The following is a 24,547-nucleotide window of genomic DNA, read 5'->3' on the forward strand; positions in this document are numbered from 1 at the left end:
GCTTTGGCCATTCGGATGAAATCAGTCGTGACCTACCGGACCACCGCAGAGTGTCAAACGCATTCACGCACCGAGATTCCAGTCAGGGATCTCGCCGTGACGATTGATGAACCGATTGAACGCGGCGGCACCAACCTCGGGCCATCTCCAACTGAGGCGGCGCTGACCGCGCGAATCGCCTGTACAAATGTGATCGGCCACAAGAATGCGGCTCGGTTGGGAGTGGAACTGGGCAAGGTCACGATCGACGCGGACTGCAAGTTCGACCGGCGTGACGTGCTGATGGAAGCAGAAATCGATGTACCGTTCCCGGAGATCACACTCACGGTGAACTGTGACACGCGGGCCAGTAGGGATGAGCTGGCACGCGTGGGCACTGAAACGGCAAAAAACTGTGCGATAGCCAAGCTTTTTGAAGCAGCCGGAACAATCTTGACGGTGAATTGGGTCAAGGTCGGCTGAACGTCATCAAAGGGGCGCAAAGCCCTGTTTTCTAGGAGGAAAAACAATGAAGAAATGTATAAAATTCAGCCTGATAGGTGGCGCATTGGCAGCGCTGATGGCCCTGCCCGCCGCGGCACAGGAAAGCATCTCTGCGGTCGTAATCGACGGCTATCCGGACCGGGCACTTTGGGTGAAAGAATTCACGAATTTCTTCATCCCCGAGGTTGACCGTCGCCTGGCGGAAAACGGCAACTACAAGATGAACTGGCAGGAGAACTATGGCGGTTCTATCGTCAAACCCAAGGGCGTGCTGGAAGGTGTACAATTGGGCCTCGGCGACATCGGCATTGTCACGACGATTTTCCATTCGTCTAAGCTGCCAAGCCAGGGCATTTCCGGCTCGACTCCGTTTGTGGCCTCTGATGCCCGTGCCGTGGCCAAGGCGGTGGACGAAATCGCCCGGGAATTCCCTGCAATGCAGAACGAGTTTGCAGCTCAAAACCAGGTCTATTTGGCCACCGGCGTCGTTCTGGACACCTACCAAGTGTTCTGCTCGGAAAAAGTGTCGAAGCTTGCAGACCTCGAGGGTCGCAAGATCGCCGGCGCGGGTCTGAACCTGCGTTATCTCGAGGGCATCAAGGATGCCGCTGGCGTGCGCGGTGGTCTCACGGACTTCTACAACATGGTCCAGACTGGCCTTGTAGACTGCGCCATGCTGTGGCCTGAAGCCGCCAAGACCTTCAAGATTGCCGAAGTTGCCCCCTACATGCTGCGTGCCGACCTTGGCGCTGTGAACACGAAAACGGTGACTGTGAACGCCGACTACTGGGAAAAGCTGCCTGATGAGGTCAAAGATGTTCTGAAAGCCGTTGCCATCGATTACCGTGACCACGTTGCGGGCATTGCGATGGACCGCGCAGCAGCTTCGCGTGACGCATATGTCGCTGCTGGAGGCACCATTGCGGAACTCTCTGACGAGGACCGCGCCGCATGGGCCAACGCGATGCCAAACGTGGCTCAGGAATGGGCATCGACTCTGAACGGCAAAGGCGAAGCCGGCTCAGAAATGCTGGCGGCTTACATCGGCAAGCTTGCGGACGCTGGGTACACCGGCATGCGTGACTGGACTGCCGAATAACAAACGGCCGACCCGGGAAAGGACCAAAAGACAATGCTGAAGTCTGCCGTTGCTGGCCTGTCCTGGGTCGCCAATACACTCGCCATCGCCACGAACGCACTGGGAACCCTTGTCGTTCTGGCGTTGGTGATCATCCTGAACGTCGACGTGATTGCCCGAGGACTGTTCTCGTCCCCCCTGCGAGGCACCTACGAAATAGTGCAGTTCTCAGTGGTCATGATCGTGTTCCTGCAACTCGCGGATGTAGCGCGCGTCGACCGACTGACCCGCTCCGATGGCTTTCTAAGTATCCTGCAGCACCGCCGTCCCTTACTGGCAACCAGCATCCGACGGATCATCAATGCCGTTTCCGCAATTTTCATGGGGCTCATCGCTTATGTGACCTTCCCCGAGTTCCTGCACATGTGGGAAACGCAAGACTACTTCGGGGTGCCTGGTCTCTTCACCTTACCCTGGTGGCCGGTAAAGCTGGTGATCACTCTAGGAACTTCGCTGGCCTGCCTGATCTTCGTCCTCAAAGTCATCACTGCGCGCGATCGACCCGAGATGATCCGCGCACCCGAACATGACGAGGCACCTAAATGACCCCAATTGAGATTGGCCTGATCTCGGTCGTTTCCATCGTCTTTCTGATCTACTCTGGCGTTTACATTCCGGTGGCTTTGGGCGTGGTGTCCTTTCTGTCCATCTGGATTATGCGCGACAACTTCACGTTGGCTCTGAACCTCTTGAAGATTGCGGTTGGCGACAGCGCCATGGAGTACAGTTTCGCCACCATCCCGCTGTTCACTTTTATGGGTTTAATCGTCTCCAAGGCGGGACTTGGCAAAGACATCTACGAAGTCATGACCATGCGCTTTCGCAAGGTCAAAGGCGGGATCGGCATGGCCACGGTTGGCGCCAATGCGGTCTTCGCCGCCGTGACAGGGTCTTCGATTGCTTCGGCCTCGGTTTTTACCAAGGTTTCGGTGCCGCAGATGATGGCGCAGGATTACAACCCACGTTTTGCCGTTGGCGTTGTGGCAGGCTCGTCGGTGCTGGGCATGATCATTCCGCCCTCTGCCATGCTGATCATCTATTCGTTCGTTGCAGAACAATCGGTCGGAGACATGTTCCTCGCCGGCGTCATTCCCGGCATTCTGTTGGCCGTCGCCTATGTCGGGGCGATCTGGTTCATGGGGCACTTTACCCCGAACTTCGTCGGTGGCCGTGTGGTCGCTGACACAAAGTGGATGTCAGGCCGCGAAATCGCCGCAAAAACGTTGCCCACCATCGGACTGATCACCATTGTTTTGGGTGGTATCTACACCGGGTGGATGACGGCAGTTGAAGCGGGCGCGACAGGGTCTCTAGTGGCAATGATCATTGCTCTCACACGTAAGTCCATGACGCGTAAGGCGTTTTGGGACGCGCTTTTGGAGACTGGTCATATTACCGCGGCAATACTCTTCCTAATTACCGCAGCCTCGATCTATAGCCGGATGCTGGGTCTCGCCGGTCTGCCCAACCAGTTGCAGGATCTGTTGGCGGGCAACACGTGGTCTTTCTGGACCATTATGCTGCTCTATGTCTTGCTCATGCTGTTCCTGGGGACGCTTCTGGATACGGCGTCGATCATTCTAATTGTCGTTCCGCTGTTCCTGCCGCTTGCCGAAGCGCTGGACCTGTCGCTGATCTGGTTTGGCATCATTACGGTAGTCGGCGCAGAGATTGGCCTTCTCACGCCGCCGCTGGGCATTTCCTGCTTTGTCATAAAATCCACGATCAACGATAACCGGATATCGCTGAAGGACGTCTTCATGGGCGCGCTGCCCTTTGCCTTTGTCATGCTGATCATTCTGTTCATTCTGATTGAATTCCCAATTCTCAGCCTTACTCTAATCTAAGGAGCCCACTCATGCGCACCGTCACCAAAGACAACATCACCGACCTCTTCATGAGCTACCTCGCCGAAGACACCAACCCGCGCATGCGCGAAGTCATGGGGGCGTTGGTACGCCACCTGCACGACTTTGCACGCGAAACCAATCTGACCCATGACGAGTGGCGCACCGGAATCGCGTTCCTAGAAGGGTGCGCAGCGGTAGAATCCGAAGACCATCACGAATTTGTTCTGGCATCGGACGTTCTTGGCCTGTCATCACTGGTCGACATGCTACACTCCAGCCCCACAGCGACAAGTTCATCGGTGCTCGGGCCATTTCATGTTTCGGGCGCTCCACCGCTGGAGATTGGGGGCGACATGAAGCGTCACTATGGCGGGCCCGTGCTGCTGGTCGAGGGAACCATTCGGGATGAGGCGGGCAATCCAATCCCCGGCGCCGAGTTGGACATCTGGCAAACAGCCCCCAACGGCATGTATGCCAGCCAGGACGAAGAACAGGACACATTTTCATTCCACGGTCTAATGACAGTTGGCAAAGACGGAAAATACGCATTCACAACTGTAAAGCCAGTCGAATACACGGTACCTTCGGATGGACCTGTTGGCGATATTCTAAGGGCTTGTGGCCGCCACCCGTGGCGTCCATCGCATCTGCATTACATCGTCAAGGCGACGGGCTACCGCACTTTGGTGACTGAGATCTTCCCAGATGACGACCCCTATCTAGATCAAGATACGGTTTTTGGGGTCAGAGATGACCTTGTAATGACATACGTCCAAAAGCCGCCGAGTAAGTTTCCAGAGGGAATGGCCCTGTCAAAGAGCATCAAAGAACCCTTTCTGCACGTAAAGTTTGACGTGACTTTGGCAACGGCTTGATCACCGGTTCTAGAATTTGAGTGGCGTTAAATCTTCCTTCCGAAAACCCACTCAAAAATCGATTTTTAACCACTTTAATTAGGATGGAATCACATACAGCGTACCCATTTCAATCAACGCCGTACTACTGTCGTCATTGAGTGTCACAAGCATGTTGACGTGTGATAAAACCGCCTCTTTGCCTCAACTAAGAACTTTCTAGCCCCAATTTTCTGTACCAGTAATTTTTGATTTCTCTTTTAACGTTTCTGGCACTTGAGGTCCCATGTTCAGACCGTAATGTGCCGTGCAAATTGGGAGCCAAACCTGTGCCACCAGTAGCAAACATAGTCATAGCTCACATCCAGCTCTCATTCATAAAGTAGGTCTACTGCCTGCCACAGTGAAAATGTAAATCTAACATACGGCATCACCGCAAGCTGGATAATCTCTCAACTAGTTTTGAGATAGTGGAATGAAACTTGATAAAGCATAGCTGCGTAGCTAATTGCCAAGGCTAGCCTCACCAAGGTGGTTTATTCTGACTGGACCTTTTTGGTACTGATGTTTTCATGTCAAGGGCGTGATGCGGCGTGATTTGATTATATTGCTCAAGCCAGACGTGGGTCGCGATCTCTGCCTAGTCGGCAATTGTGGCTTGCGTTGCGGTGCGCATCTCGTATTCACTGACGCCCTCGGCGCATTCAACGATTTTCAGACCCCCTTCAACCACGTCAAGAACACCCAAATTCGTGATAATCCGATCAACGACACCTTTGCCGGTTAACGGCAATGTACAAGCTTTCAGCACTTTACTGGGTGCTTTCAGGCAAAAGATCCTAAGCATCAGAATTAACTGAGACCTATAACCAAAGAGATAATAGTAAAGTACCACCCGGCAAAATTAGCGTAACGGTTTAGCTCAAAGTTGGTGCATGAGTGGAAATGTATCCCCCAATGAATTTCCGCCTCCAACGTTAGAGGTCCTAGTCAAATGTGTACGGATCGTATGTCTGGGTCCCCGACCCTTGGATCTACGGCTCAGATTTAGTTTTTGAGCTAAACCAGTCATTCGTTCAAATTGCAGAAAAATGACTGCTCAGAGCCCAAACTTCCAGATCGCCAAGCGCAGCGAAGGTCAGCTTTGCGGAAGCTTCGAAACCGCATCAAGCAGAGACGGCTCAAACCGGCCTTTGAGCGGCACTGTGGCGACAGTCCGCTATCAACCCCATGTTCATTTGCGGCAATCGGAGGTGGGACTTGTCGCCCAAAAACTGCGCTTTCTGGCAGCGACAGAAAACCTACCCTAGGAGACTCCCCGAAAAGCCCTTGCCGAAACCGGTTTCGGAACTCAAAGTGAGTCGAAGGGAGAATATCATGAGACACGCACCTACAGTTCTGTCAGAAGGTCCAAGCCGCGGCCGCGTCACGATTAATGAGGTTGCGGACGCTCTGCGTTTGACCAAATCGACAGTTTCGCGTGCCCTCAACGGATATCCAGACATTTCGGCAGCGACCCAACTTCGTGTAAAGCGGATGGCGGAGCGAATGAACTATCAGCCGCTCAGCCATGCTCAGGCGATCAAAACTGGGCGAACCCGATCACTTGGATTTGTATTGCAGCTTGCCGATCATGACGCCCAGCGCCCTTTCCTAGCCGAATTCCTTGCTGGACTATCGGAGGGATCAACCGCGCAGGGCTATACTTTGACAGTCGCGTCAGCAGACAGTGAGACACACTTGATCGAAACATTCCACACGCTTTTACGGGAACGCAAGGCGGATGGTTTCATCCTGCCGCGAGCTATGGTTTTCGATCCACGCGTTGAGTTGTTGCGCACCGCAAAGGTGCCGTTTGTCCTATTTGGTCGACAGGCCGACCCCGAGGGGTGCTGCTGGTTCGACATACGCGGCGAAGATGCAATGAAAGAGGCCGTGATGCATTTGTCCGAGCTTGGGCACAGACGGATCGGTTTCATCAACGGCGGCAATATCTATTCATACGCGAAATTGAGAGGCGAGGGTTTCCGGGCGGGCATGGCGCAGGCCGGTATGGCAGTTAATCCCGATCTGATTTGCGAAAATGCGGTCACTTTGGACGACGGCCGTGAAGCGGCGGCTTTGCTACTTAAGTTGGCGCATCCACCAACGGCGATCGTTTGTGCGGTCGATCAGGTGGCTTTGGGCGTTTACTTGGCGGCGGCTGACCTTGGCATCACAATCGGGCGCGAGCTGTCAGTTGTCGGATATGACGGCATCCAAGAAGGCGCACACGCCCAGCCCCCACTTACCACCTTTGCTGTCGACAATAGGGCCGCTGGGGTCGAATTAGCGACCCTGCTGGTCAAATGTATTCAGGGCGAGTCGTCCGAGAACCTACGCAAGACTGCGAATGCGGCCTTTGTCAGGCGCGGGTCAACGGGACCTTGCATCAATCTTTAGAATTCGAACTACCAAAATCTCAAGGGAGGAGACACTATGACCATCAAAAGAAACTCACTATTACGCTCAGGTGCGGCCATGGCGATTGCCTTGTCCACGACAGGGCTTGCGGCCGATGAACTACGGTTCTGGACTACCGAGGAGCAGCCCGAACGTCTTGCCCGTCAAGAAGCCATGGCGGCTGATTTCGCCGCAGCTTCCGGTCACACTGTCGAGGTCATTCCGGTGACCGAAAACGACCTTGGCACACGTGCAACGGCGGCCTTTGCCGCTGGCGATTTGCCAGACGTGATCTATCACCCGCTTCAGTATGCTGCCCCATGGGCCGAAGCAGGAATTCTGGACACGGATGCTGCAACAGATGCCATCGAAGCTTTGGGCGGCGATACATTTGCCCAGGGCGCATTGAGCATGGTTGCGGTTGACGGCGGTTATGCCTCCGTGCCAGTGGACGGCTGGACGCAGATGCTCGTCTATCGTGCTGATTTGTTTTCAGAAAAGGGACTTGAACCACCAAATTCTTACGCCAACGTTTTGGCGGCTGTCGATGCGCTGCACAATCCACCAGAGATGTACGGCTTCGTCGCTGCCACCAAGATTGACGAAAACTTCATGTCTCAGGTTCTTGAGCATGTGTTCCTTGCCAATGGTGTGTCTCCAGTCGACAGTGGTGGGGTTCGGACACTGGACGAAGCGGCTACAATCGAGGTGTTGGAGTTCTACAAGGCCATCGCCGAAGCCTCACCTCCTGGTGATCTGTATTGGGATCAGTCCCGGACCCTCTACTTTTCGGGCAATGCAGCAATGATCATTTGGTCACCGTTTATCCTGGACGAACTTGCGGGTCTTCGTGACAGCGCTCCGCCCACGATCAACGACGACCCAACCTCTTCCGATCTGGCGGCAGCCACCGGAATCGTGACCAACTTTGCTGGTCCATCCAATCCCGATGGTGCGGCATGGGGCGATGTGCGCTACTTCGGTATCACGTCTGACGCGTCCACAGATGCAGCGATGGAGTTCGTTCAGTACTCTATGTCCGACGGCTATGGCGCAACACTGGCGATTGCCCCCGAAGGCAAGTTTCCGGTCCGTCGCGGCACAGCGGACAACCCGACCGAGTACGCAGACCTTTGGGCGACGCTGGACGTTGGCGTCGACCGTAAGGCACCGTTGGGCGACCTTTACGAGGCGTCAATGATCGAGGAAATCGTTGGAGGTTTGGATGTCGCGCAGCGCTGGGGCGTTGCTGAAGGCCAGCTTTCTGCAGCCTCTGCCATCATCAATAGCCAAGTTATCAACCGTTTCGTACGCGAGTACATCGACGGCGAGCGTGACGCAGCTGCAACCGTTTCTGAACTGAACGCTGCCATCGCGGCTATTCAGTAAGAGCAATACCGGACACCCCGCTAGCGGGGTGCCCGAACCCAACCATAGCATTCCCAAAAGGAATTCAGATGGCAGATCTCGGCCCCCCCATTGGCACCGGATCACTCGGCAAACGAGAAGCGCGTTTGGCGTGGGGGTTGTTGTTCCCAACGATCACAGCTGTATCGCTGGTCGTTGTGTTACCGCTGCTGGCAATCTTCTGGATTTCCTTCAAACCCGTCGAGCTCGCAGATCTGCGCCCGCCTGAAGTTGTGCTGCGCGAAGACATCCGCGGCAATTATGAGGCTGTAGGCGATGAAGCAACGGTCCGTTACCGGCTGCGTAATTCATCCCAGGACCATTCGATAACAGGCGTGACCTTTTTGGACACACTGCCGCTCGGACTTGTTGTACAAGACCTAGACCCTCGATGCGTCCTGGACAGGCGCGCCTTGTATTGTGACCTGGGCGACTGGGAGCCGGGCACCCGTGACACCCTGACAATCCCCGTCACGGTCGAACAAGCCTATCTGGACAACGAATTGCGCCCGCAAGACAGCCCTGCTGTAACGACCGGTGTGTCATCAAACATCCTGACCAACAGCACATTCACGCTTGAGAACTTCAAAAGGGTCTTCAAAGGCGGTGAGTTTTTTGAGGTACTTTGGGTGACGTTTTTTTATACTGTCTTTGGCACCGTCGGCGCGCTTCTTGTTGGTCTATTCGCGGCGCTTCTGCTGAACAAATCTTTCCATGGCCAAGGTATTCTGCGAGGACTCTTTCTGTTTCCCTATGTGGCCCCGATTATCGCCGTGGCTTTTGCCTGGCTCATTCTGTTTGACCCTTTTTCGGGTTCGGCAAACGCATTGCTAATCCAGATGGGTTTGACCCCTCAGGCGATCAACTTCTTCGGCGATCGGCCCTTGGCCCTGATCATGGTCACCGTCTTTGAAATCTGGCGCTATTTCCCACTTTCGTTCTTGTTCATCCTTGCGCGGATGCAAAGCATCGACAGTGATATGTATGAGGCCGCCGACATGGACGGAGCCTCGCCATTCCAGCAGTTCTGGTCTCTCAGTGTTCCACAACTACTGGGCATCCTTAGCGTGCTGTTCTTGCTTCGCTTCATCTGGACTTTCAACAAATTCGACGACATTTTTTTGCTGACCGGAGGCAACGCGGGCACCCGCACGTTGACGGTGAGCGTCTATGAACAGGCTTTCGCGATCTCCAACATTGGCGCGGGCGCCGCGGTGGCAGTCGTAATCTTTGGCTTCTTGATTACGTTCTCGGTGTTCTTCCTCAAATACATCTCGCAAGAAGAAGGGCTATAAAGGCGATGCGCTTCAATTTTATCGCCAGCCCACTGCTGGGCGCCCTATGGATGGTTGTTCTGTCTACTACAGTCACTGTCCTGATGAGCTTTGCTTCGGGCGAGCCGTTTCGTCCGCACATCGGGCTATCCGTTTTGTGGGGAGGCGTGATCGGCTTCGCGATTGGTCACAGATGGGGCAGTTTCATTGGGGAAATCTTCGCAGGAGCGGCGTTGCTGGCCCTTATCATCTTCGGATATGGGCCTCTAGTGACGGGCGAAAACGTTTCAACATTCTCAACTATATTTGCTGCCGTTCTCCTGTCGGTCGCCTTTTTTTGGTCCACCCACTACATCCTTGTTGACCTCCCGCCGGGTGCTTTGAACCGGCATGAATTCGAAGGCGCAGTGATCCGCTTCTTTACCGGCTTTGGCTATATCTTCTTCACGGCCATCGTGGTTATCCCCTTCTATGTCATGGTCATGACGAGTTTCAAGAACCAATCAGAACTGATGCAGAACCCACTCGATTTCTCGATTGACCTCGGCAAAGGATCAGAACTTTTCCGATCCTATTATGAGCTGTTCAACCAATTCAATTTTGGCAGCTACCTGCTCAATTCATTCTTCATCTCTGTGATTACGGTCTTAATAACGCTCATCTTCGCAATCCCAGGTGCTTATGCCGTGGCGCGGTTACGGTTCCGTGGGCAAGCCGCGTTCTCGCGCTCGATCCTGTTGATCTACATGGTGCCGATGATCGTTTTAGCGCTGCCAATCTACATCGCTTTCTCGGCAACGGGCCTGCGCAACACCTTCATCGGCATAGTGATGATCTATCCTGTGACGACGATCCCCGTCGCGCTCTATATGCTCCAAGGCTATTTCCGTGGCCTACCGTCAGAGGTCGAAGAAGCGGGATTGATGGATGGCCTTAGCCGCCTCGCCGTCATCTGGAAGATCACCCTGCCACTTTCTTTGCCAGCATTGGCGTCGGTGTCTCTCTATGTGTTCATGATCGCTTGGAATGAATTCCTACTGGCGTTCATGTTGCTGGATGACCCGTCAAAATTCACGCTAACAAGGGGCATCGCTTCGCTTAATTCTTCTGAAATTCCACGCCAGCATCTTATGGCTGGGTCCGTGATCGCTACCGTGCCAATCATGGCACTCTTCCTAGGCCTCGAACGCTTTATAACGAAAGGGCTGACCGCTGGGTCAGTGAAGGGATAGTATGACGTTAGACGAACAAGCCCGCGACGTTCTGCGCAAGAATGACAAGGGGGGGTATACGCTCCCGACCCATGGGCTTTATCCCTACCAGTGGAACTGGGACAGCGCCTTTGCCGCCTGGGGGTTTACGACGTTTGACCCTGATCGCGGGTGGACCGAATTGGAAACCCTGATGTCAGGCCAATGGGAAGATGGAATGCTTCCGCATATTCTGTTTCACCGCGTTGACCCCGGTTACTTTCCCGGTCCAGATGTTTGGCAGGGGCGTGGCCCAATCCCGTCATCTGGCATCAGCCAACCACCAGTTGCGGCGACCTTCATGGCTAAGATGCTGGCCATGGACCCCAGCGGCGAACCTCGCGCTCGCGCGATTTGGCCTAAGCTCAATGCTTGGCACCGCTGGTTCATGGATTGGCGCCTGGATCGGGGTGCGGTCTGCGTCACCCATCCTTGGGAGGCCGGGCGCGACAACGCCCCTGATTGGGATGGTGCAATGAAAGCGATCAATGCCGATGACGTGGGCGACTACACACGCAGGGACATTAGCCATGTCGACCCCGCGATGCGCCCCACCAAATACGACTATGACCGCTATCTCAAACTGGTACAGCTTGGAGTATCGGTTAACTGGGACCAGAGCAAACTGTTTGATATCAACCCCTTCCGAGTTGCCGACCCCACGATGACCTTTACCTTGTTGCGCGCGCAACGGGACATGGCCGCGATGGGCCGCCGTTTTGGTGAAGCCGTATCAGAAATCGAAGGCTGGATTGAGGTCCTTGAAGCTGGCGCGGAGACCCTGTGGAACCCGGGAATTGCAGGATATGACAGCCGCGACGTACACGCCGCTGCATTCAACGGTGTCCTTTCGAATGCCTCCGCATTGTGTTGGTATGCGGGCCTCAATGATGAACGTGCTTTGCCGGCAATTGCCCGCATGTTGAACGCCGCCCGCTATGGACTTGCGAGCTATAACCCTGAGGGCGAAGGGTTTGAACCACTGCGTTATTGGCGCGGACCGACATGGCCGATCATGAGCTATCTCGTTGGGTCCGGTATGGAGGAACAAGGCGTCACCGATTTGGGTGCGCGTATCCGCGATGATACCGCACGCTTGATGGAGCTTAACGGTTTCGCCGAATACTACAGCCCTCTGGATGGCACACCTGCAGGCGGAGAGACATTCACCTGGACCGCGGCCGTCTGGCTTGGATGGGCCGGGGACAATCGAGAAAACCAACGAGGAGACGCCTGATGTCGTCAATCAAACTCAATGCAGTCGAGAAATGGTTTGGCGCAACTCAGGTCATAAAGGGCGTAGATCTTGAGATTGAAGATGGCGAATTCGTCATTTTCGTTGGTCCGTCCGGATGCGGAAAATCTACACTCCTGCGGATGATCGCCGGGCTTGAGGAAACGTCGCGTGGGCAAATCATGATTGCGGAACGTGACGCCACAGCAGAGCCGCCTAGCAAGCGGGGGCTGGCAATGGTCTTCCAATCCTACGCGCTCTACCCGCACATGTCAGTGCGCGATAACGTTGGCTTTCCTTTGAAATCCGCGGGGCTGCCAAAGGCCGAAGTCGATGCCAAGGTAAACGAAGCCGCCCATGTCTTGAAGCTTAACGATTACCTAGACCGTCGCCCCAAAGACCTGTCCGGCGGGCAACGTCAGCGCGTCGCCATCGGCCGCTCAATCGTCCGTGATCCAACTGCGTTCCTGTTCGATGAGCCGTTATCGAACCTTGATGCTGCCCTGCGGGTCGAAATGCGCTACGAAATCGCCAAGCTGCACCAAACTCTGCAATCAACGATGATCTACGTGACGCATGATCAGGTCGAAGCAATGACCCTGGCCGACCGAATTGTTGTTCTTGATTTTGGCAAGATTGCTCAAGTGGGTAGCCCCCGCGAGCTTTATGAACGCCCCGCCAACTTGTTCGTCGCTCAATTTATTGGCTCACCTCGGATGAACGTCGTCCCAAGTACGGCAGTGAAAGGGATAACACTGCCTGAAAATGCGACAGAGGTTGGCGTGCGCCCGGAGCATATTGAATTGGTCAGCCCCGGAGCAGGTTTGATCGACGGAACGGTCGATGTGCTGGAATACCTTGGCGCCGATACATTCGTGATCCTCAAGTGTGAAGACGCCGGGCAAATCACGGTACGTGTAAATGGAAATTCGACCTTAAGGCCCGGTGACTCAGTTGGTCTGCGCATCTCCAACGATGTGCTTCACGCTTTCAATTCAGACGGGCTGGCCATTCATTAGAATAGCCAATGTAATCAATCTGGCTGTAGTAGATTTGACCCCAAAGCGGACCTTGATGACCTCCACTGCAAGTGTAGCCTTGGAAAAGTAGCCATTGGCTAAAAATTCTCTAATGCTCGCTTTGTCCGCATGTCTGACATTCATGTTTTTAACCGCGAAGGTCCGCTCTGCCTGCCGAGAGTCAAACAGCAGCGTAATTTTTTAGTTCTCTGGTCTTTTTAGGCAGAGCTACAACGCATATCTAAGAGTATGACTTTTCAGAGATCTCTGCTGTCATGAAACATTCTTTCCACTGGACTTTTCTTGCTCTGCAAGCCTGTGTGTAGCTGCGCCCGAATACCGTCGGGCTCTACTCAGTGCGAGATGATGTACGGAGTAGAACATGAGACTTGATTTAGATGGTTTGGCAACTGCCTCGCGCGAGGCGCTGATGTCTGAGTGGCGAGAGGTAGTGGGCCGCCCTCCTCCGAAGCACTTAAGTCGGCCCCTGATGGTGCAGATCCTCAGTCATACCTATCAGCTGGACACTGTGGGCGGATATACCAAGCGACTTGACGGTAAGCTCAAGAGCGCAGCCCGGCGCGATGTGGTTTGGCCTGCCTTTAAACCCGGAAGCCGCTTTGTGCGCGAGTATCATGGGATCACCCATGTGATTGAAGTGGGTGATGACGGGCGCTTTGTGTGGAAGGATCAGAGCTTTAAGTCCCTCTCCCACACAGCACGCTCTATTACTGGCTATAATGTCTCGGGCTATCAGTTCTTTGGGGTACGCCCATGAGCGTCCTTGGAAAGCCCGTAGTGCGCGCAGCTGTCTATACCCGCAAAAGCTCTGATGAAGGTCTTGATCAAGAGTTCAACTCTCTGGATGCACAGCATGAAGCCTGCAACGCCTATATTGCCTCACAGCGCCATGAAGGCTGGAAGATGGTAAGGAAGCGCTTTGATGATGGCGGTATTTCTGGGGGGACGCTAGAGCGCCCTGCTCTATCGGCTTTGCTTGCTGACGTAGAGAGCGGTCTTATCGATATGATTGTGGTCTATAAGATAGATAGGCTCACACGGTCTTTATCTGACTTTGCAAAGCTCATTGATTGTTTAGAGGCCAAGGGCTGTTCTTTTGTCTCTGTGACGCAATCCTTTAATACCTCCTCATCCATGGGACGGCTTACTCTCAATGTCCTCTTATCTTTTGCCCAGTTTGAGCGAGAGGTCACAGCAGAGCGCATACGCGATAAGATCGCAGCCTCCAAGAAGAAAGGCATGTGGATGGGGGGTATGGTGCCCTGGGGCTATAAAGTGCACTCAGATCCAAAGATACAGTCTTTGGAGATATGTGCAGAGCGATCGCCTGATATTCGGCATGTCTATGATCTCTATGAGCAGCTTGGATGTCTGAGTAAGGTAAAGCGTGCCATAGATACGCTCTGGCCAGAGAGAAACTGGAGCCGTGGGCGGATACACAATATTCTGATCAATCCCATCTATATAGGAAAGATTAAACATAAGACGAAAGTCTATGAGGGATTGCATGATGCAATCATTGAGCAAGATCAATTTGATCGGGTTCAGGAGCAGCTGCAAAAGAGGTCAGTGATCAAGCGGGGCAAACATCCCTGTCGTGGGCATTCTGCCTTTCTGGTTGGCAAAGTCTATGATGAGACTGGGGACAGATTAACGCCGTCCCGGTCCAAGAAGTCCTCTGGTCGGGTTATACGATATTACTACTCCAACCGGCTCATATCAGGTGGTACTGATCCGACCGGCTGGCGCCTGCGGGCAGATATGCTGGAGCAATTGCTGAGTGATGTTGTCAGAACACGGTTAATCGAAGCACTCACCCAGTTCAGGTTGGCGCCGCAGATCAAGCCCCATGCGTTGGTTGAGATCAAAAATCGGTTAGAGCATTTGGATACAAAAGCCATACTGGATTTAATCAAGCGGGTTGATCTCAGTGAGACGAAGGCAAGTATCCAGCTTGATGTTGAGAAAGTAGCCGCACTTATCAAAACAGAAATCAGCAAGCTGGATTTAGAGCTCTTACGTATTGAAGAACCTGTCACGCTTCGCAAGCGTACGAATGGGACCAAGCTCACCTGGGTTGGCTACAAGGGAGAGCCCAATCACGCCCTTATAAGAGCTATTGTAACAGCCCAGGCGTGGGTGGAGGAGATCAAGGCAGGCCAGTCTGTATCCGACATTATGCAAGCCCATAATATTCCTGAGGGCATGATTTGGAAGCGCATACGCCTTGCCTTTTTATCGCCTAATCTTCTCCAAGCAATTGTAGACGGTACGAGTAATAGAGACCTTACAATCAAGATGCTCACCCGGCATGATCTGCCCCTTGATTGGTCTGACCAACAGGCCCTGTTTTTGAGCTGAATTCCCTATTACGGACAATTAATTTCCCTGTTATTTTTTGAGGTCAGTTTTATAAAACTCCAATAAACATTAGGTTTTCTCTTACATTTTGGCGTTTCAAAACATCAAAAAAAGAAAAATTCCCTGTTAAATTCCCTGTTAAATTCCCTGTTAATACCGAAAAGCAGGGAAAACCTACCCTCGGCAAATCACCGGCTGAGGTTTAGCCGAAATTATCGCTGAAATGAGAGGTGATGTGCTGCATCAGTCGCAAAATGCTGTTGTAAATCCCTGATCTTGCGCAGGAATAGTGCCAAAAATAACAACAACAGGAATGATGAGGATGTGGTGGCGGTGCTGTCAGACTAAGTAGCCTAAGCATCAGCAATCGATTAACGGCCCTTTCTATGAGAACGCTAACGAGCGCCACTCGGTGAGATGGGATGGTTGCCGCCCTCCCCAGACGGCATCGCAATGTGCCAATATTGTGGTGTTGAACGCCACACGAAGAGGAGGACGGCAAGATGCAGAATATGATGATTGGGGTCGATCTGGCAAAGAATGTTTTCCAGGTTCACGGAGCTTCGCAAACAGGCGAAGTGCTCTACCGAAAGAAACTGAGCCGAAAGCAATTCAGTGCGTTTATGGCGCTGCAAGAGCCAAGCTTGGTCATCTTTGAAGCCTGTGGGAGCGCTCACTATTGGGCGCGTGAAATGGAAGCGCTTGACCACGAGGTGAGGCTGATCGCACCGCAATATGTACGCCCGTTTGTGAAGCGCCAGAAAAATGATGCGGCCGACGCCGAGGCGATCGTGATCGCGGCACGCCAGCCCGAGATGCGTTTTGTTGAACCCAAGACCATCGAGCAGCAATCTCGCGCAGCGGTGTTCCGCGGCCGGGAACGCCTGGTGCATCAGCGGACCGCTGATGTGAACGCGCTGCGCGCACTTTTGTATGAGCACGGCCATGTTTTTCCTGCTGGGATACGTCACCTCAATCGCATGACAGCGCTTATTGAGGACGAGATCTCTGGCCTGCCAATGCTCATTCGAGAGGAGTGCAAGGACCTACTGGCGCAGATTGCAGAGAAAACAGCACGTATCATCGAGCGTACCGCGAAACTGAAAACATTAGCCGCGCAGTCAGACAAGGCGCGCCGGCTTCAGACCATGCCTGGTGTTGGACCGCTCACGGCCGTCGCGGTGGAAGCGTTCGGCCCCGACATGGCGCAGTTCAAAACCGGTCGTGACTTTGCAGCTTGGCTGGGGCTCGTCCCCAAGCAGCATTCCTCTGGCGGCAAGGAGCGTTTAGGGCGGATGACCAAGGCAGGCCAGGCAGATATCCGACGCCTTCTGATCATTGGGGCAATGTCGCGATTGACCTGGCTTGGACGACGAACGATTCCGGCAGGCAGCTGGCTGTCGCGGATGTTGGCACGCAAGCCCAAAATGCTGGTCGCCATAGCGTTGGCCAACAAGATGGCCCGACAGATCTGGGCGATGCTGACGAAGAACGAGAATTACAGGGATCCGGCGCTGGCAGTTGTGGCATGATATGTATGTCTAGACGCTAGCGGCGGTGCCAAGGGGGTGTGAGAAGACGACGACCTGAATGGGCAAAACGATCGAACAGATCCGGAGTGGGAAAACCAGGGCTGCTCTCAGTGCAACAAGCACGACGGTAAGATTTGGACCCGATCCGCAGATCACCATACCGGCCTGCGGCTTTTGAAAAGCCCACATCTCAAGGCCTTACAGAAGACCGCACTCGATCACGCGCTAGAAAGGTAGAAAACTTCTTGCATTACGGGCGGCAACCACAGAAGAGCAGCGTCACGGTTTAGCTTGAAAGTACTGCGTTTTGAGAGTGACCTTTGTGAGTTGAACAGATTGTGAAACGAGGCGTGAATTGTTCTTTCGGCCACCGACATCTTGAACCGCTTGATTCCCAATTACCTTCATAGCTGCGCGATACGATTTCAATCTGTCTGTCACTATTTGATGTGGACTTCCATATCGCTTCATGATTTTCTTTAGGAATACCAAAGCTGCTTTGCGGCCCTGACGCTTGGTTACATAACTGCAATGGAAAAGGGTCAAGTTTCATCGACACGAAACTCCAATAGTAATTATTCAAGTATCGTTAATCCCAAATCTTACCTTTTTTCAAATATCGGGATTTAGCAGACGTGAGGTTGCCCGTGGTGATGTCACGAAACCACTATAATATAAGGTACTTTCGTGACATCTCTGAAATTGGCAAAATGGCACCTGCCATAACTTTTAAAGACGTCTGCATAACGGGCTTGGATTTTGGCTTTTCGGAAGTTTGATCATTCGTCTTGTCGCGCAGAGTTTTCAGCGGACGCAAAGCGTTTGAGGGTTTGGTTATGCGATTGCGAGGGTTTGCGGGTTGAGGGTTATTTTGTTTGCGGCCTTGAGCAGGTTTTGCCCGATTGCCGCCATCGCCAGTTGGGCGTGGGTTTTGGTGACGCCAAAGTAGCGTGCGCGGTGCAAGCCAAAGAGACGTTTCATGGTGCCGAAGCATTGCTCTACCCGAAACCGGCGTTTGGAAATCAGCTTGTTGAAGCGCTTTTCTGAGGCCCGCAGCGGACGATTGCGCGCCGCCTTCCTCATGATCCCGTCGCGGTGTTTGTCACGCAAACTGGCGCGGTTGGCCTTGCTTGCATAGGCCTTGTCCGCCAGCACGCGCTGTGCTTTCGCGCCTTCGATCATGGTTTCAAATTGGGGGCTCTCGGCCTGGTTGGCAGGGGTGGTGTGGACCTTATCGACAAATCCTTCCTCATCCGTGCGGGCAAAGGCCTTGTAGCCGAGTGTGGATTTGGCCCCCTTCTTTACCCAACGCGCATCCGGATCGGCGCTGTAATACATCTGCGGATCATCCGGGGCTTCGCCTTCGGCCCGATCTTCGGGCGCGTCGATATGGGTGCGGGGCCGGGCAGCGCTTTCCACCAAAGTCGCGTCGATGATCGCGGCCTCGGCCTCCTTCAGCTTCAGCCCATGCGCCTCGATCTGACGGCAAACCTCAGCCAGAAGATCGTCGTAAACACCACCTTTCACCAAGGCGTTGCGAAAGCGACAATGGGTCGTCTCATCCGGTACGGGAGCGTGCAGATTGAGCCCGCAAAAGATCATGAAATCCAGCCGAACCTTCAGCGCCCGCTCCAGCTTGGGGTCGCTCAGACCGTGCCATTGTCCAATCAGCAGGCACTTGAACAGGACCAGTGGATCATAACCTTGGGGGCCGACACCGGAACGTCCAAGACCGCGTTTGAGAATGGGCGAAAACGACGACCAATCCATCAGCGCATCAATCTTGGCCAAGGCATCATCGACCCCAATCCGATCCACCGCTTCACGCAAAAATAGGTCCATGAAAACATCCTCGAAAAACTGCGAAAACCATACAAGCTCCAGACAGTTCAGGGAATCCCGTCGTTACGCAGAGGTCTTTTTTATTTTTAGGAATTATTTCTTGCGGATATGACGTAATTAAGAGTCCCATTTCCATCCAAATATTCCAGATCAAGACCGGAGAAATTGGTTCATTGAATAAAACAATGAAAGCAAATGCACTTGATGCTATTAATCTTAGTTAATGAATTTTTCTAAGTTTGGATAAAAGCAATACATATTGACATGGGGTGGGGGTGCACAACCTCGGTCCCTACCCCCATAACCATAAAATACTACAAGATTAATGATAAACGACCACATTTACTTTAGATGGGTAGGATAATGGGTATGTTATAAAATTTACACTAAGTCATTGATATTATTGACTTAGTGGCGGAGGGAGTGACGCAGGCAACGAACTCTCTCTCGTGTCCAAGGCGGCCGTCGCGCAGCAAAGCGGAGCTCTGCGCTGCATCAACCCGCATTCCCCAAGTAGTCCGATGTTTTCGCGCCTTTGGAAGCCACTAATGTGTTATATTTCAGCATGTTAATTGGGCTGAAGGCGGCGGATCATGGATCACCCAAAGGGTGCAAGCGAAACGGTTGGTGCGCGGCTTGGATTTGACCGTCGCGTGCGGCTGGAATTTCATGGATCAAAGATCAGTCCGGACGGTGGTCTGCTGTTGTTTCGGGAACTGGACGAGGTACTTGGCCTGCACGACATTGCGGGCGGCGTTCTGAGTGACACCCGCACTGGTCACAATCGTCTGCACTCACTGGTCGGCCTGTTGCGACAGTCGGTCTTTGGTCGGCTGGCCGGGTACGATGATGTGAATGATGCGGATCGTCTGGCGCTCGATCCAGTGATGCGGCAGGTGGTCGGAGGACGGGCCGTTGATGCCAAGGCCGCGTCAGCAAGCCAGATGGGACGGTTCGAGACAGAGGTGCTGACGGCGGCCGGTAACCGCACTGCGCTGACTGATCTGCCGGGGCAATGGATCGACCGTGTTCACGAACGCAAACCGCCCAAGTGGATCACGCTGGATATGGATAGCTCGGTCAGTCCAACCCACGGAGCGCAGGAGGGCACGGCCTGGAACGGGCATTTCGGCTGCATGTGTTATCACCCGCTGTTCGTTTTCAACCAGTTCAGCCATCTCGAACGCTGCGCTCTGCGCCCCGGTAATGTGCACAGCGCGGATGGATGGGAAGAGGTTCTGAAGCCCGTCATTGCGCGATATGCGGATCGTCACCTGATGCGGTTCTTCCGGGGGGATGCGGCCTTCGCCATCCCGGAGCTATACAAAACTCTGGAAGCGGAAAGATACTACTATGCCATTCGCCTGCGCACCAATCGTGTTCTTCAGGGCAGGATTGCGCATCTGCTCAAGCGCCCGGTGGGTCGTCCGCCAAAAGGCGTGAAGCGTATCTACGGTGACTTTGAGTATCAGGCGGTGTCCTGGGACAAGCCTCGCCGCGTTATCGCCAAGGTCGAGTGGCATCCCGGCGAATTGTTCCCGCGTGTCGGCTTTGTCCTCACCAACCTGCCGATGGAGCCGGACGAGGTCACCCGCTTCTACAATCGACGCGGCACCGCCGAGCAGTACATCAAGGAAGGCAAGCAAGCTATCAACTGGACGCGATTGTCCTGCAAGGGCATGGCGCAAAACGAGGTCCGCCTTCAGCTTCAAGCACTGGCCTACAATCTGGGTGTCTTCCTGCAAGGCACGGACCTTCCCAAAGAGATGGCCGACTGGTCTCTAACCAGCTTGCAAACCCGGCTGATCAAGATTGGAGCTAGGGTGGTTCGACATGCTCGGGCCATCACGTTCCAACTCGCTGAGGTGGCGGTCAGCGGCAATCTATTCACCCGTATCATCGCTGCCATCCATCGCCTGCGCTCGCCACCGGTTCCTGCATGACGGTTCCAGTGAAAAAACCTGAACGAAAATGGCTCGATTGGTCTGTCCATGCGAATGTTGATCAGCCTAAAATCCGGATCAACCCTGCCATCGAAGCCAGAAATCACGCTCAACTCGCGCGCAGAATGCCCAGACATCGGCACTGCGTGCCCAAAAGGCTTGATCTGGATGCAAAACGGCATCAAGATCAATTGGTCGGTGTTCTACTTGGGGAATGTCGGTTTAGGGTAGGTTTATGGTAAATTTTGTTGAGTGTTTAATTGTTTATATTGGCTTGGACCAGGGAATCAAGTCGTTTGTTCAGCAGGCTATTGGAAAAATAGCGAAAATTGAAACCATATCGCTTGAAGATTTTTCTGACCTGAATTTAACCGAACTAAACAATGGCGTTCTTCTTGTTTTTTCAATCAATAGAAAAGAAGACGTTGTACATTATTGGAATGCACTTAAAAAACATAAAAAAAATACTATTTTGTTTCGTAAACTATTATTGGTAAAAGATGCAGAGGTCGCAAATAACCTGACATTTGATAGTAGTTTTGATTTATTGGTGTGTGAAGAATGGGCCTCCGCAAACACATTACTGTCATCGGCAATATCCGAACAAGAGGCCAGAACCCAGAATCAAGCATTCAAGGCGTTTTTAGAACACTCTGTTGACGGATATTGGATTTGGGATATTATTCGAGACCAAATTGAGTGGTCCAAACGGACACGCGAAATTGTAGGTGTAAGTGAAAATGAATCTCCAAAAAATATTGAAGCGTTTGTTGAGTTAATAGACCCACTAGATAGAGATCGAGTGGAACAGGCTATTAATAGCCACTTCACCTTCAAAATTCCTTACAGGAACGTAGAAATGCGTTTAAAAGGGGCAAACAACACCTACCGGCATTTTATGGCAAATGGAACTGCACTTCGAAACAAAGAAGGCACGCCTGTTTTGTTTGTGGGAAGCCTGACCGACCGCACTTTGATGCAAAAAGTCGAGCAACGTTTAGAGGATACCGAGAAACGGTTTACAGTTCTTTTTCACCAAATGAATGATGCAGCACTTTTAGCAGATATAGACACTGGTTTTATTTTGGAGGCAAATCAACCCGCAGAGCGCCTTTGGGGGAAACCTATTTCTGATCTAGTTGGATTACATCAATCAAAACTTCACCCTCTCGTTTTAAGCGAAGAAGCGAAGCTCGCGTTCGCTGATCATATCAAAGCATTAATGCAAAACAAACGTGACACAATCTATGTTCCCATCTTGCGCGTTGACGGCGTGGAAGTGCCGGCAGAAATCAGCTCGAGCCTTATTGAACTTGAAGGAAAAACCAGAATTCTAGGAGTTTTCCGCGACATTTCTGACCGCGTTCAACTAGAGAGAGATATAAGAGAACGCGACGCGCAGCTCCAATTATCATCACATATGGCGTCAATGGGGACACTAGCAGCCGGAGTAGCGCATGAAATCAACAATCCATTAACTTATGTGCTTGGAAATTTAGAAATTCTTAAAACATCAATCAAAAAGCTGGGCATCTCCGACCCAGAAATAGAAGAAACGATTTCATCAGCTATTACGGGCAGCCAATTGGTAAAAGAAATAGTCACTGATCTAAAAGCCCTAAGCCAAAGTGATGAAAGTCAAACCTGCTGCGATCCCTGCGAAGTCATCCGAATAGCATCTAGGGTTGCGATGTCGGACCTTAGGCATAGCTCTAGCTTGATTATGGATCTGCCTCAGGTACCACAAGTAGCATTATCTTCTGCCAGGTTATCACAGATTATTCTCAATATCTTAAGTAACTCCGCCCGGGCTTTTAAAAAATGCGATAGTAAGTTTAACGAGATAAAAATAAGTGTTGAGAAAAATGCAGGTTATGCGCAGATAGTTATTTTGGACAATGGTGAGGGGATTAATTTTGAAGATCTGAAACGGATTTGGGAGCCCTTTTTTACGAAAAGAACTAAAAGTGGTGGTACAGGTCTTGGGCTATCGATCTGTCGGCGAATTTTAAATGAGGTCAAAGGATCAATTGAAATCGAATCTGAGTTGGGGAATTACACACGGGTCACAATTTTAATACCGTTCGCGAAGCAAGTTTCTTTTAGTCCAGAAGAATTTCAAACTACAGAAAAGATGTTAGAGACTTTAAACTATACCCCAGCATTAATGGTCGTCGATGATGATACATTAGTACTAAATCTTATTACAAAAATGCTGGAAGAAGTATTTTTGGTCAGTAGTTACTCAGATGCCAGAATGGCTCTCACTGCATTTAAAAAAGGCGAAAAACCGGACGTTATTCTAAGCGATATAATGATGCCCGATATAGATGGAAATGCATTTTTTGAGTCTATGTGCGCTCAGGGCGCCAAGAAGGAGCAATTTTTATTCATGACGGGGGGCGCTGTAACAGAAGATGCGATGGCATTTGAAAAACTTATGGCTGGGACAAACAGCTTGGTGACCAAGCCATTTCAAAAAGACAAGCTTAGGCAGGTCATTTTCAATCGTGTTACTTCGTTGATTGCAGTTGAAAATACCAAGAAAACTGAACACGTAGATGATCTTAGTACCCAAGATGATCTCACCCCTTCAATGGTAGCTGAACTCGAATCCCTTCTCGGTCGAGATGCTCTCAAGGAGCAATATAGAAAATTAGATCAACAGATTGGTGATTTTTTTGTCCAAGCTCAAAACCTAAAGGCGAGAGACCTTGCATCCCTGGCGCATAAGGTTGCCGGTGGTGCCGCTATGCTAGGCGCCGAAAACTTTGCGAAGACCCTGCGAGATGTCCAAAAAGCAGCTGTTGAGAAAGATGAATATAAAATTGAGAAATTTTTGACAGATGCAAAAAAGACCGCAAAATTTTTGAAGCACTCTATTTCAGAATACCAAAATCAGTAATCCCTCCTAAAATAGGTTCGTGATAGATTAAACCGGTTGCTGCAACACTTTCTTTCACCTACGTACGAGCGGCAGCAGAGTTATTGTCAGATCTGGTGTTTGTGTGCTTATAGTTTCCATGTTTAGGACAAACAAAAAATAGTGTTAGTCGATCATCGCCAGCAGATATTGATTGTGGATTTAAATTTCCGTTTCTATCGTAATCCCAGCGGTCCAATAGCTGGGGTAGATGGGTCATAAGCGATCAATTGGCTCGTAGCCAACCATCAAACCATGGGATCAAATACCTAGTCTCATTGGCGTGATTTTACCTTTCCCGTCCAGATCAGACAAGCCGTTGGACAGGAAATCTCAGCTACTGTTGGTCATGTTCGTGATTTTTTGAACGAAGTCCATGCACGCTCGAACGTCCCAAAGTCAAACCCTGGCGCGCGCGGGACCAAGAATAAGTTTCTCGGTTTCCTGCATTTTCTGGATTGAATCCGCCAATACCCCCAGCACATCTAAGGGGATGTCCGTCGTCAAATAAAATGGGACATCAGAGCGGCTTGAGCATTGGAGGCTCTGGTTCGGTTGCGTGATTGATTATGCAGCCTGTTTTTGATGTTGCAAGCGGCGTTTCTGGATTGTCAGTTTCTTGATCTTCGCCCTTTCTCTGATGATGGCTTTGTCGCGCCCGAAGTAGACGTCGGCGGGTGTGACGTTGTTCAGGCTCTCGTGGTATCGCTGGTTGTTGTAGTAATCGACGAAAGCCCCGATCTGACGTTCGAGATCGCCGGGTAGATAGTAGTTCTCTAGCAGAACCCGGTTCTTCATGGTCTTATGCCAACGCTCGATCTTGCCCTGGGTCTGCGGGTGGAACGGGGCACCCCGAACGTGGTCCATTTTGTGATCTTCCAGCCATTCGGCCAAGTCTCTCATAGCCCCTCCTCTCAAAAGAAGGATCTTACCGGACAGATCGCTTGTTACATCAACCGGACATATAGCGTGTT

Annotated in this window: 17 protein-coding genes and 3 pseudogenes; 16 read left to right on the forward strand and 4 right to left on the reverse strand. The window is 52.1% G+C overall.

The genetic code is table 11. The features are described from left to right. Window positions 1-9 precede the first annotated feature (9 nt). From GN241_09735 to GN241_09755, 5 genes are read left to right on the forward strand one after another with little or no spacing between them, the layout of a single operon-like run. The gene (locus GN241_09735) at window positions 10-462 is read left to right on the forward strand and encodes an OsmC family peroxiredoxin (protein XAT59247.1); all 453 of its coding nucleotides are present in this window, start codon (window positions 10-12) and stop codon (window positions 460-462) included. A 46-nt stretch (window positions 463-508) separates the two neighbouring features. Beyond that, window positions 509-1,582: a C4-dicarboxylate ABC transporter gene (locus GN241_09740; GenBank protein ID XAT57618.1), complete on the forward strand. Its 1,074-nt coding sequence runs from the start codon at window positions 509-511 to the stop codon at window positions 1,580-1,582. A 33-nt stretch (window positions 1,583-1,615) separates the two neighbouring features. Further along, window positions 1,616-2,167, forward strand: a complete 552-nt coding sequence (locus tag GN241_09745; GenBank protein XAT57619.1) for a TRAP transporter small permease subunit — start codon at window positions 1,616-1,618, stop codon at window positions 2,165-2,167. After that, the gene (locus GN241_09750) at window positions 2,164-3,468 is read left to right on the forward strand and encodes a TRAP transporter large permease subunit (GenBank protein ID XAT57620.1); all 1,305 of its coding nucleotides are present in this window, start codon (window positions 2,164-2,166) and stop codon (window positions 3,466-3,468) included. The genes GN241_09745 and GN241_09750 overlap by 4 nt, the downstream gene beginning before the upstream one ends. Window positions 3,469-3,479: 11 nt before the next feature. After that, on the forward strand, window positions 3,480-4,346 hold the full coding sequence (locus GN241_09755; protein ID XAT57621.1) for a hydroxyquinol 1,2-dioxygenase: 867 nt from the start codon (window positions 3,480-3,482) through the stop codon (window positions 4,344-4,346). Between the two features lie 619 nt (window positions 4,347-4,965). Here GN241_09755 and GN241_09760 read toward each other — a convergent pair. Further along, a pseudogene (locus GN241_09760) lies at window positions 4,966-5,142 on the reverse strand (succinyl-CoA--3-ketoacid-CoA transferase). Between the two features lie 560 nt (window positions 5,143-5,702). On the opposite strand from GN241_09760, the gene GN241_09765 reads away from it, so the two are divergent. The 9 genes from GN241_09765 (at window position 5,703) to GN241_09805 (ending at window position 16,865) form a co-directional block, all read left to right on the forward strand. Beyond that, the gene (locus tag GN241_09765) at window positions 5,703-6,767 is read left to right on the forward strand and encodes a LacI family DNA-binding transcriptional regulator (protein ID XAT57622.1); all 1,065 of its coding nucleotides are present in this window, start codon (window positions 5,703-5,705) and stop codon (window positions 6,765-6,767) included. 36 nt (window positions 6,768-6,803) lie between these two features. After that, complete coding sequence (locus GN241_09770; protein ID XAT57623.1) at window positions 6,804-8,156, forward strand: extracellular solute-binding protein; 1,353 nt, start codon at window positions 6,804-6,806, stop codon at window positions 8,154-8,156. A 68-nt stretch (window positions 8,157-8,224) separates the two neighbouring features. Beyond that, window positions 8,225-9,469, forward strand: coding sequence for an ABC transporter permease subunit (locus GN241_09775; protein ID XAT57624.1), 1,245 nt, complete (start codon window positions 8,225-8,227; stop codon window positions 9,467-9,469). Beyond that, window positions 9,466-10,680: an ABC transporter permease subunit gene (locus tag GN241_09780; GenBank protein XAT57625.1), complete on the forward strand. Its 1,215-nt coding sequence runs from the start codon at window positions 9,466-9,468 to the stop codon at window positions 10,678-10,680. The genes GN241_09775 and GN241_09780 overlap by 4 nt, the downstream gene beginning before the upstream one ends. Before the next feature lies 1 nt (window position 10,681). Continuing rightward, window positions 10,682-11,935, forward strand: coding sequence for a hypothetical protein (locus tag GN241_09785; protein XAT57626.1), 1,254 nt, complete (start codon window positions 10,682-10,684; stop codon window positions 11,933-11,935). Further along, entirely contained in the window at window positions 11,935-12,951 is a 1,017-nt protein-coding gene (ugpC, locus tag GN241_09790) for a sn-glycerol-3-phosphate ABC transporter ATP-binding protein UgpC (protein ID XAT57627.1), read from the forward strand. The genes GN241_09785 and ugpC overlap by 1 nt, the downstream gene beginning before the upstream one ends. A gap of 382 nt (window positions 12,952-13,333) precedes the next feature. Beyond that, the gene (locus GN241_09795) at window positions 13,334-13,729 is read left to right on the forward strand and encodes a DUF2924 domain-containing protein (protein XAT57628.1); all 396 of its coding nucleotides are present in this window, start codon (window positions 13,334-13,336) and stop codon (window positions 13,727-13,729) included. Next, window positions 13,726-15,333 carry a recombinase family protein gene (locus tag GN241_09800; protein ID XAT57629.1) on the forward strand — a complete coding sequence of 536 codons (1,608 nt, stop codon included), beginning with the start codon at window positions 13,726-13,728 and terminating at the stop codon, window positions 15,331-15,333. Before GN241_09795 ends, GN241_09800 begins: the two co-directional genes overlap by 4 nt. 503 nt (window positions 15,334-15,836) lie before the next feature. Continuing rightward, window positions 15,837-16,865 carry an IS110 family transposase gene (locus GN241_09805; GenBank protein ID XAT57630.1) on the forward strand — a complete coding sequence of 343 codons (1,029 nt, stop codon included), beginning with the start codon at window positions 15,837-15,839 and terminating at the stop codon, window positions 16,863-16,865. 390 nt (window positions 16,866-17,255) lie between these two features. Here GN241_09805 and GN241_09810 read toward each other — a convergent pair. Together GN241_09810 and GN241_09815 are read right to left on the reverse strand one after the other, a co-directional pair. Then, a pseudogene (locus GN241_09810) lies at window positions 17,256-17,393 on the reverse strand (DDE-type integrase/transposase/recombinase). A gap of 306 nt (window positions 17,394-17,699) precedes the next feature. After that, window positions 17,700-18,707 carry an IS5 family transposase gene (locus GN241_09815; GenBank protein XAT57631.1) on the reverse strand — a complete coding sequence of 336 codons (1,008 nt, stop codon included), beginning with the start codon at window positions 18,705-18,707 and terminating at the stop codon, window positions 17,700-17,702. A 593-nt stretch (window positions 18,708-19,300) separates the two neighbouring features. Here GN241_09815 and GN241_09820 point away from each other — a divergent pair. Together GN241_09820 and GN241_09825 are read left to right on the forward strand one after the other, a co-directional pair. Beyond that, the gene (locus GN241_09820; GenBank protein XAT57632.1) at window positions 19,301-20,650 is read left to right on the forward strand and encodes an IS1380 family transposase; all 1,350 of its coding nucleotides are present in this window, start codon (window positions 19,301-19,303) and stop codon (window positions 20,648-20,650) included. 235 nt (window positions 20,651-20,885) lie between these two features. Beyond that, the gene (locus GN241_09825; GenBank protein ID XAT57633.1) at window positions 20,886-23,555 is read left to right on the forward strand and encodes a PAS domain S-box protein; all 2,670 of its coding nucleotides are present in this window, start codon (window positions 20,886-20,888) and stop codon (window positions 23,553-23,555) included. 585 nt (window positions 23,556-24,140) lie between these two features. On the opposite strand, the pseudogene GN241_09830 reads toward GN241_09825, so the two are convergent. Continuing rightward, window positions 24,141-24,470 (reverse strand): annotated as a pseudogene (locus GN241_09830) (transposase). Between the last annotated feature and the right edge of the window lie 77 nt (window positions 24,471-24,547).

This window comes from Rhodobacteraceae bacterium IMCC1335 (assembly GCA_039640495.1).
GTDB lineage: Bacteria > Pseudomonadota > Alphaproteobacteria > Rhodobacterales > Rhodobacteraceae > Thalassovivens.

Bases quoted from the DNA above. Each gene is read 5' to 3' on its own strand.
- GN241_09740 (XAT57618.1), top strand. From the start codon at position 509: ATGAAGAAATGTATAAAATTCAGCCTGATAGGTGGCGCATTGGCAGCG.
- GN241_09745 (XAT57619.1), top strand. From the start codon at position 1,616: ATGCTGAAGTCTGCCGTTGCTGGCCTGTCCTGGGTCGCCAATACACTC.
- GN241_09750 (XAT57620.1), top strand. From the start codon at position 2,164: ATGACCCCAATTGAGATTGGCCTGATCTCGGTCGTTTCCATCGTCTTT.
- GN241_09755 (XAT57621.1), top strand. From the start codon at position 3,480: ATGCGCACCGTCACCAAAGACAACATCACCGACCTCTTCATGAGCTAC.
- GN241_09765 (XAT57622.1), top strand. From the start codon at position 5,703: ATGAGACACGCACCTACAGTTCTGTCAGAAGGTCCAAGCCGCGGCCGC.
- GN241_09770 (XAT57623.1), top strand. From the start codon at position 6,804: ATGACCATCAAAAGAAACTCACTATTACGCTCAGGTGCGGCCATGGCG.
- GN241_09775 (XAT57624.1), top strand. From the start codon at position 8,225: ATGGCAGATCTCGGCCCCCCCATTGGCACCGGATCACTCGGCAAACGA.
- GN241_09785 (XAT57626.1), top strand. From the start codon at position 10,682: ATGACGTTAGACGAACAAGCCCGCGACGTTCTGCGCAAGAATGACAAG.
- ugpC (XAT57627.1), top strand. From the start codon at position 11,935: ATGTCGTCAATCAAACTCAATGCAGTCGAGAAATGGTTTGGCGCAACT.
- GN241_09795 (XAT57628.1), top strand. From the start codon at position 13,334: ATGAGACTTGATTTAGATGGTTTGGCAACTGCCTCGCGCGAGGCGCTG.
- GN241_09800 (XAT57629.1), top strand. From the start codon at position 13,726: ATGAGCGTCCTTGGAAAGCCCGTAGTGCGCGCAGCTGTCTATACCCGC.
- GN241_09805 (XAT57630.1), top strand. From the start codon at position 15,837: ATGCAGAATATGATGATTGGGGTCGATCTGGCAAAGAATGTTTTCCAG.
- GN241_09815 (XAT57631.1), bottom strand. From the start codon at position 18,707: ATGGACCTATTTTTGCGTGAAGCGGTGGATCGGATTGGGGTCGATGAT.
- GN241_09820 (XAT57632.1), top strand. From the start codon at position 19,301: ATGGATCACCCAAAGGGTGCAAGCGAAACGGTTGGTGCGCGGCTTGGA.
- GN241_09825 (XAT57633.1), top strand. From the start codon at position 20,886: ATGGTAAATTTTGTTGAGTGTTTAATTGTTTATATTGGCTTGGACCAG.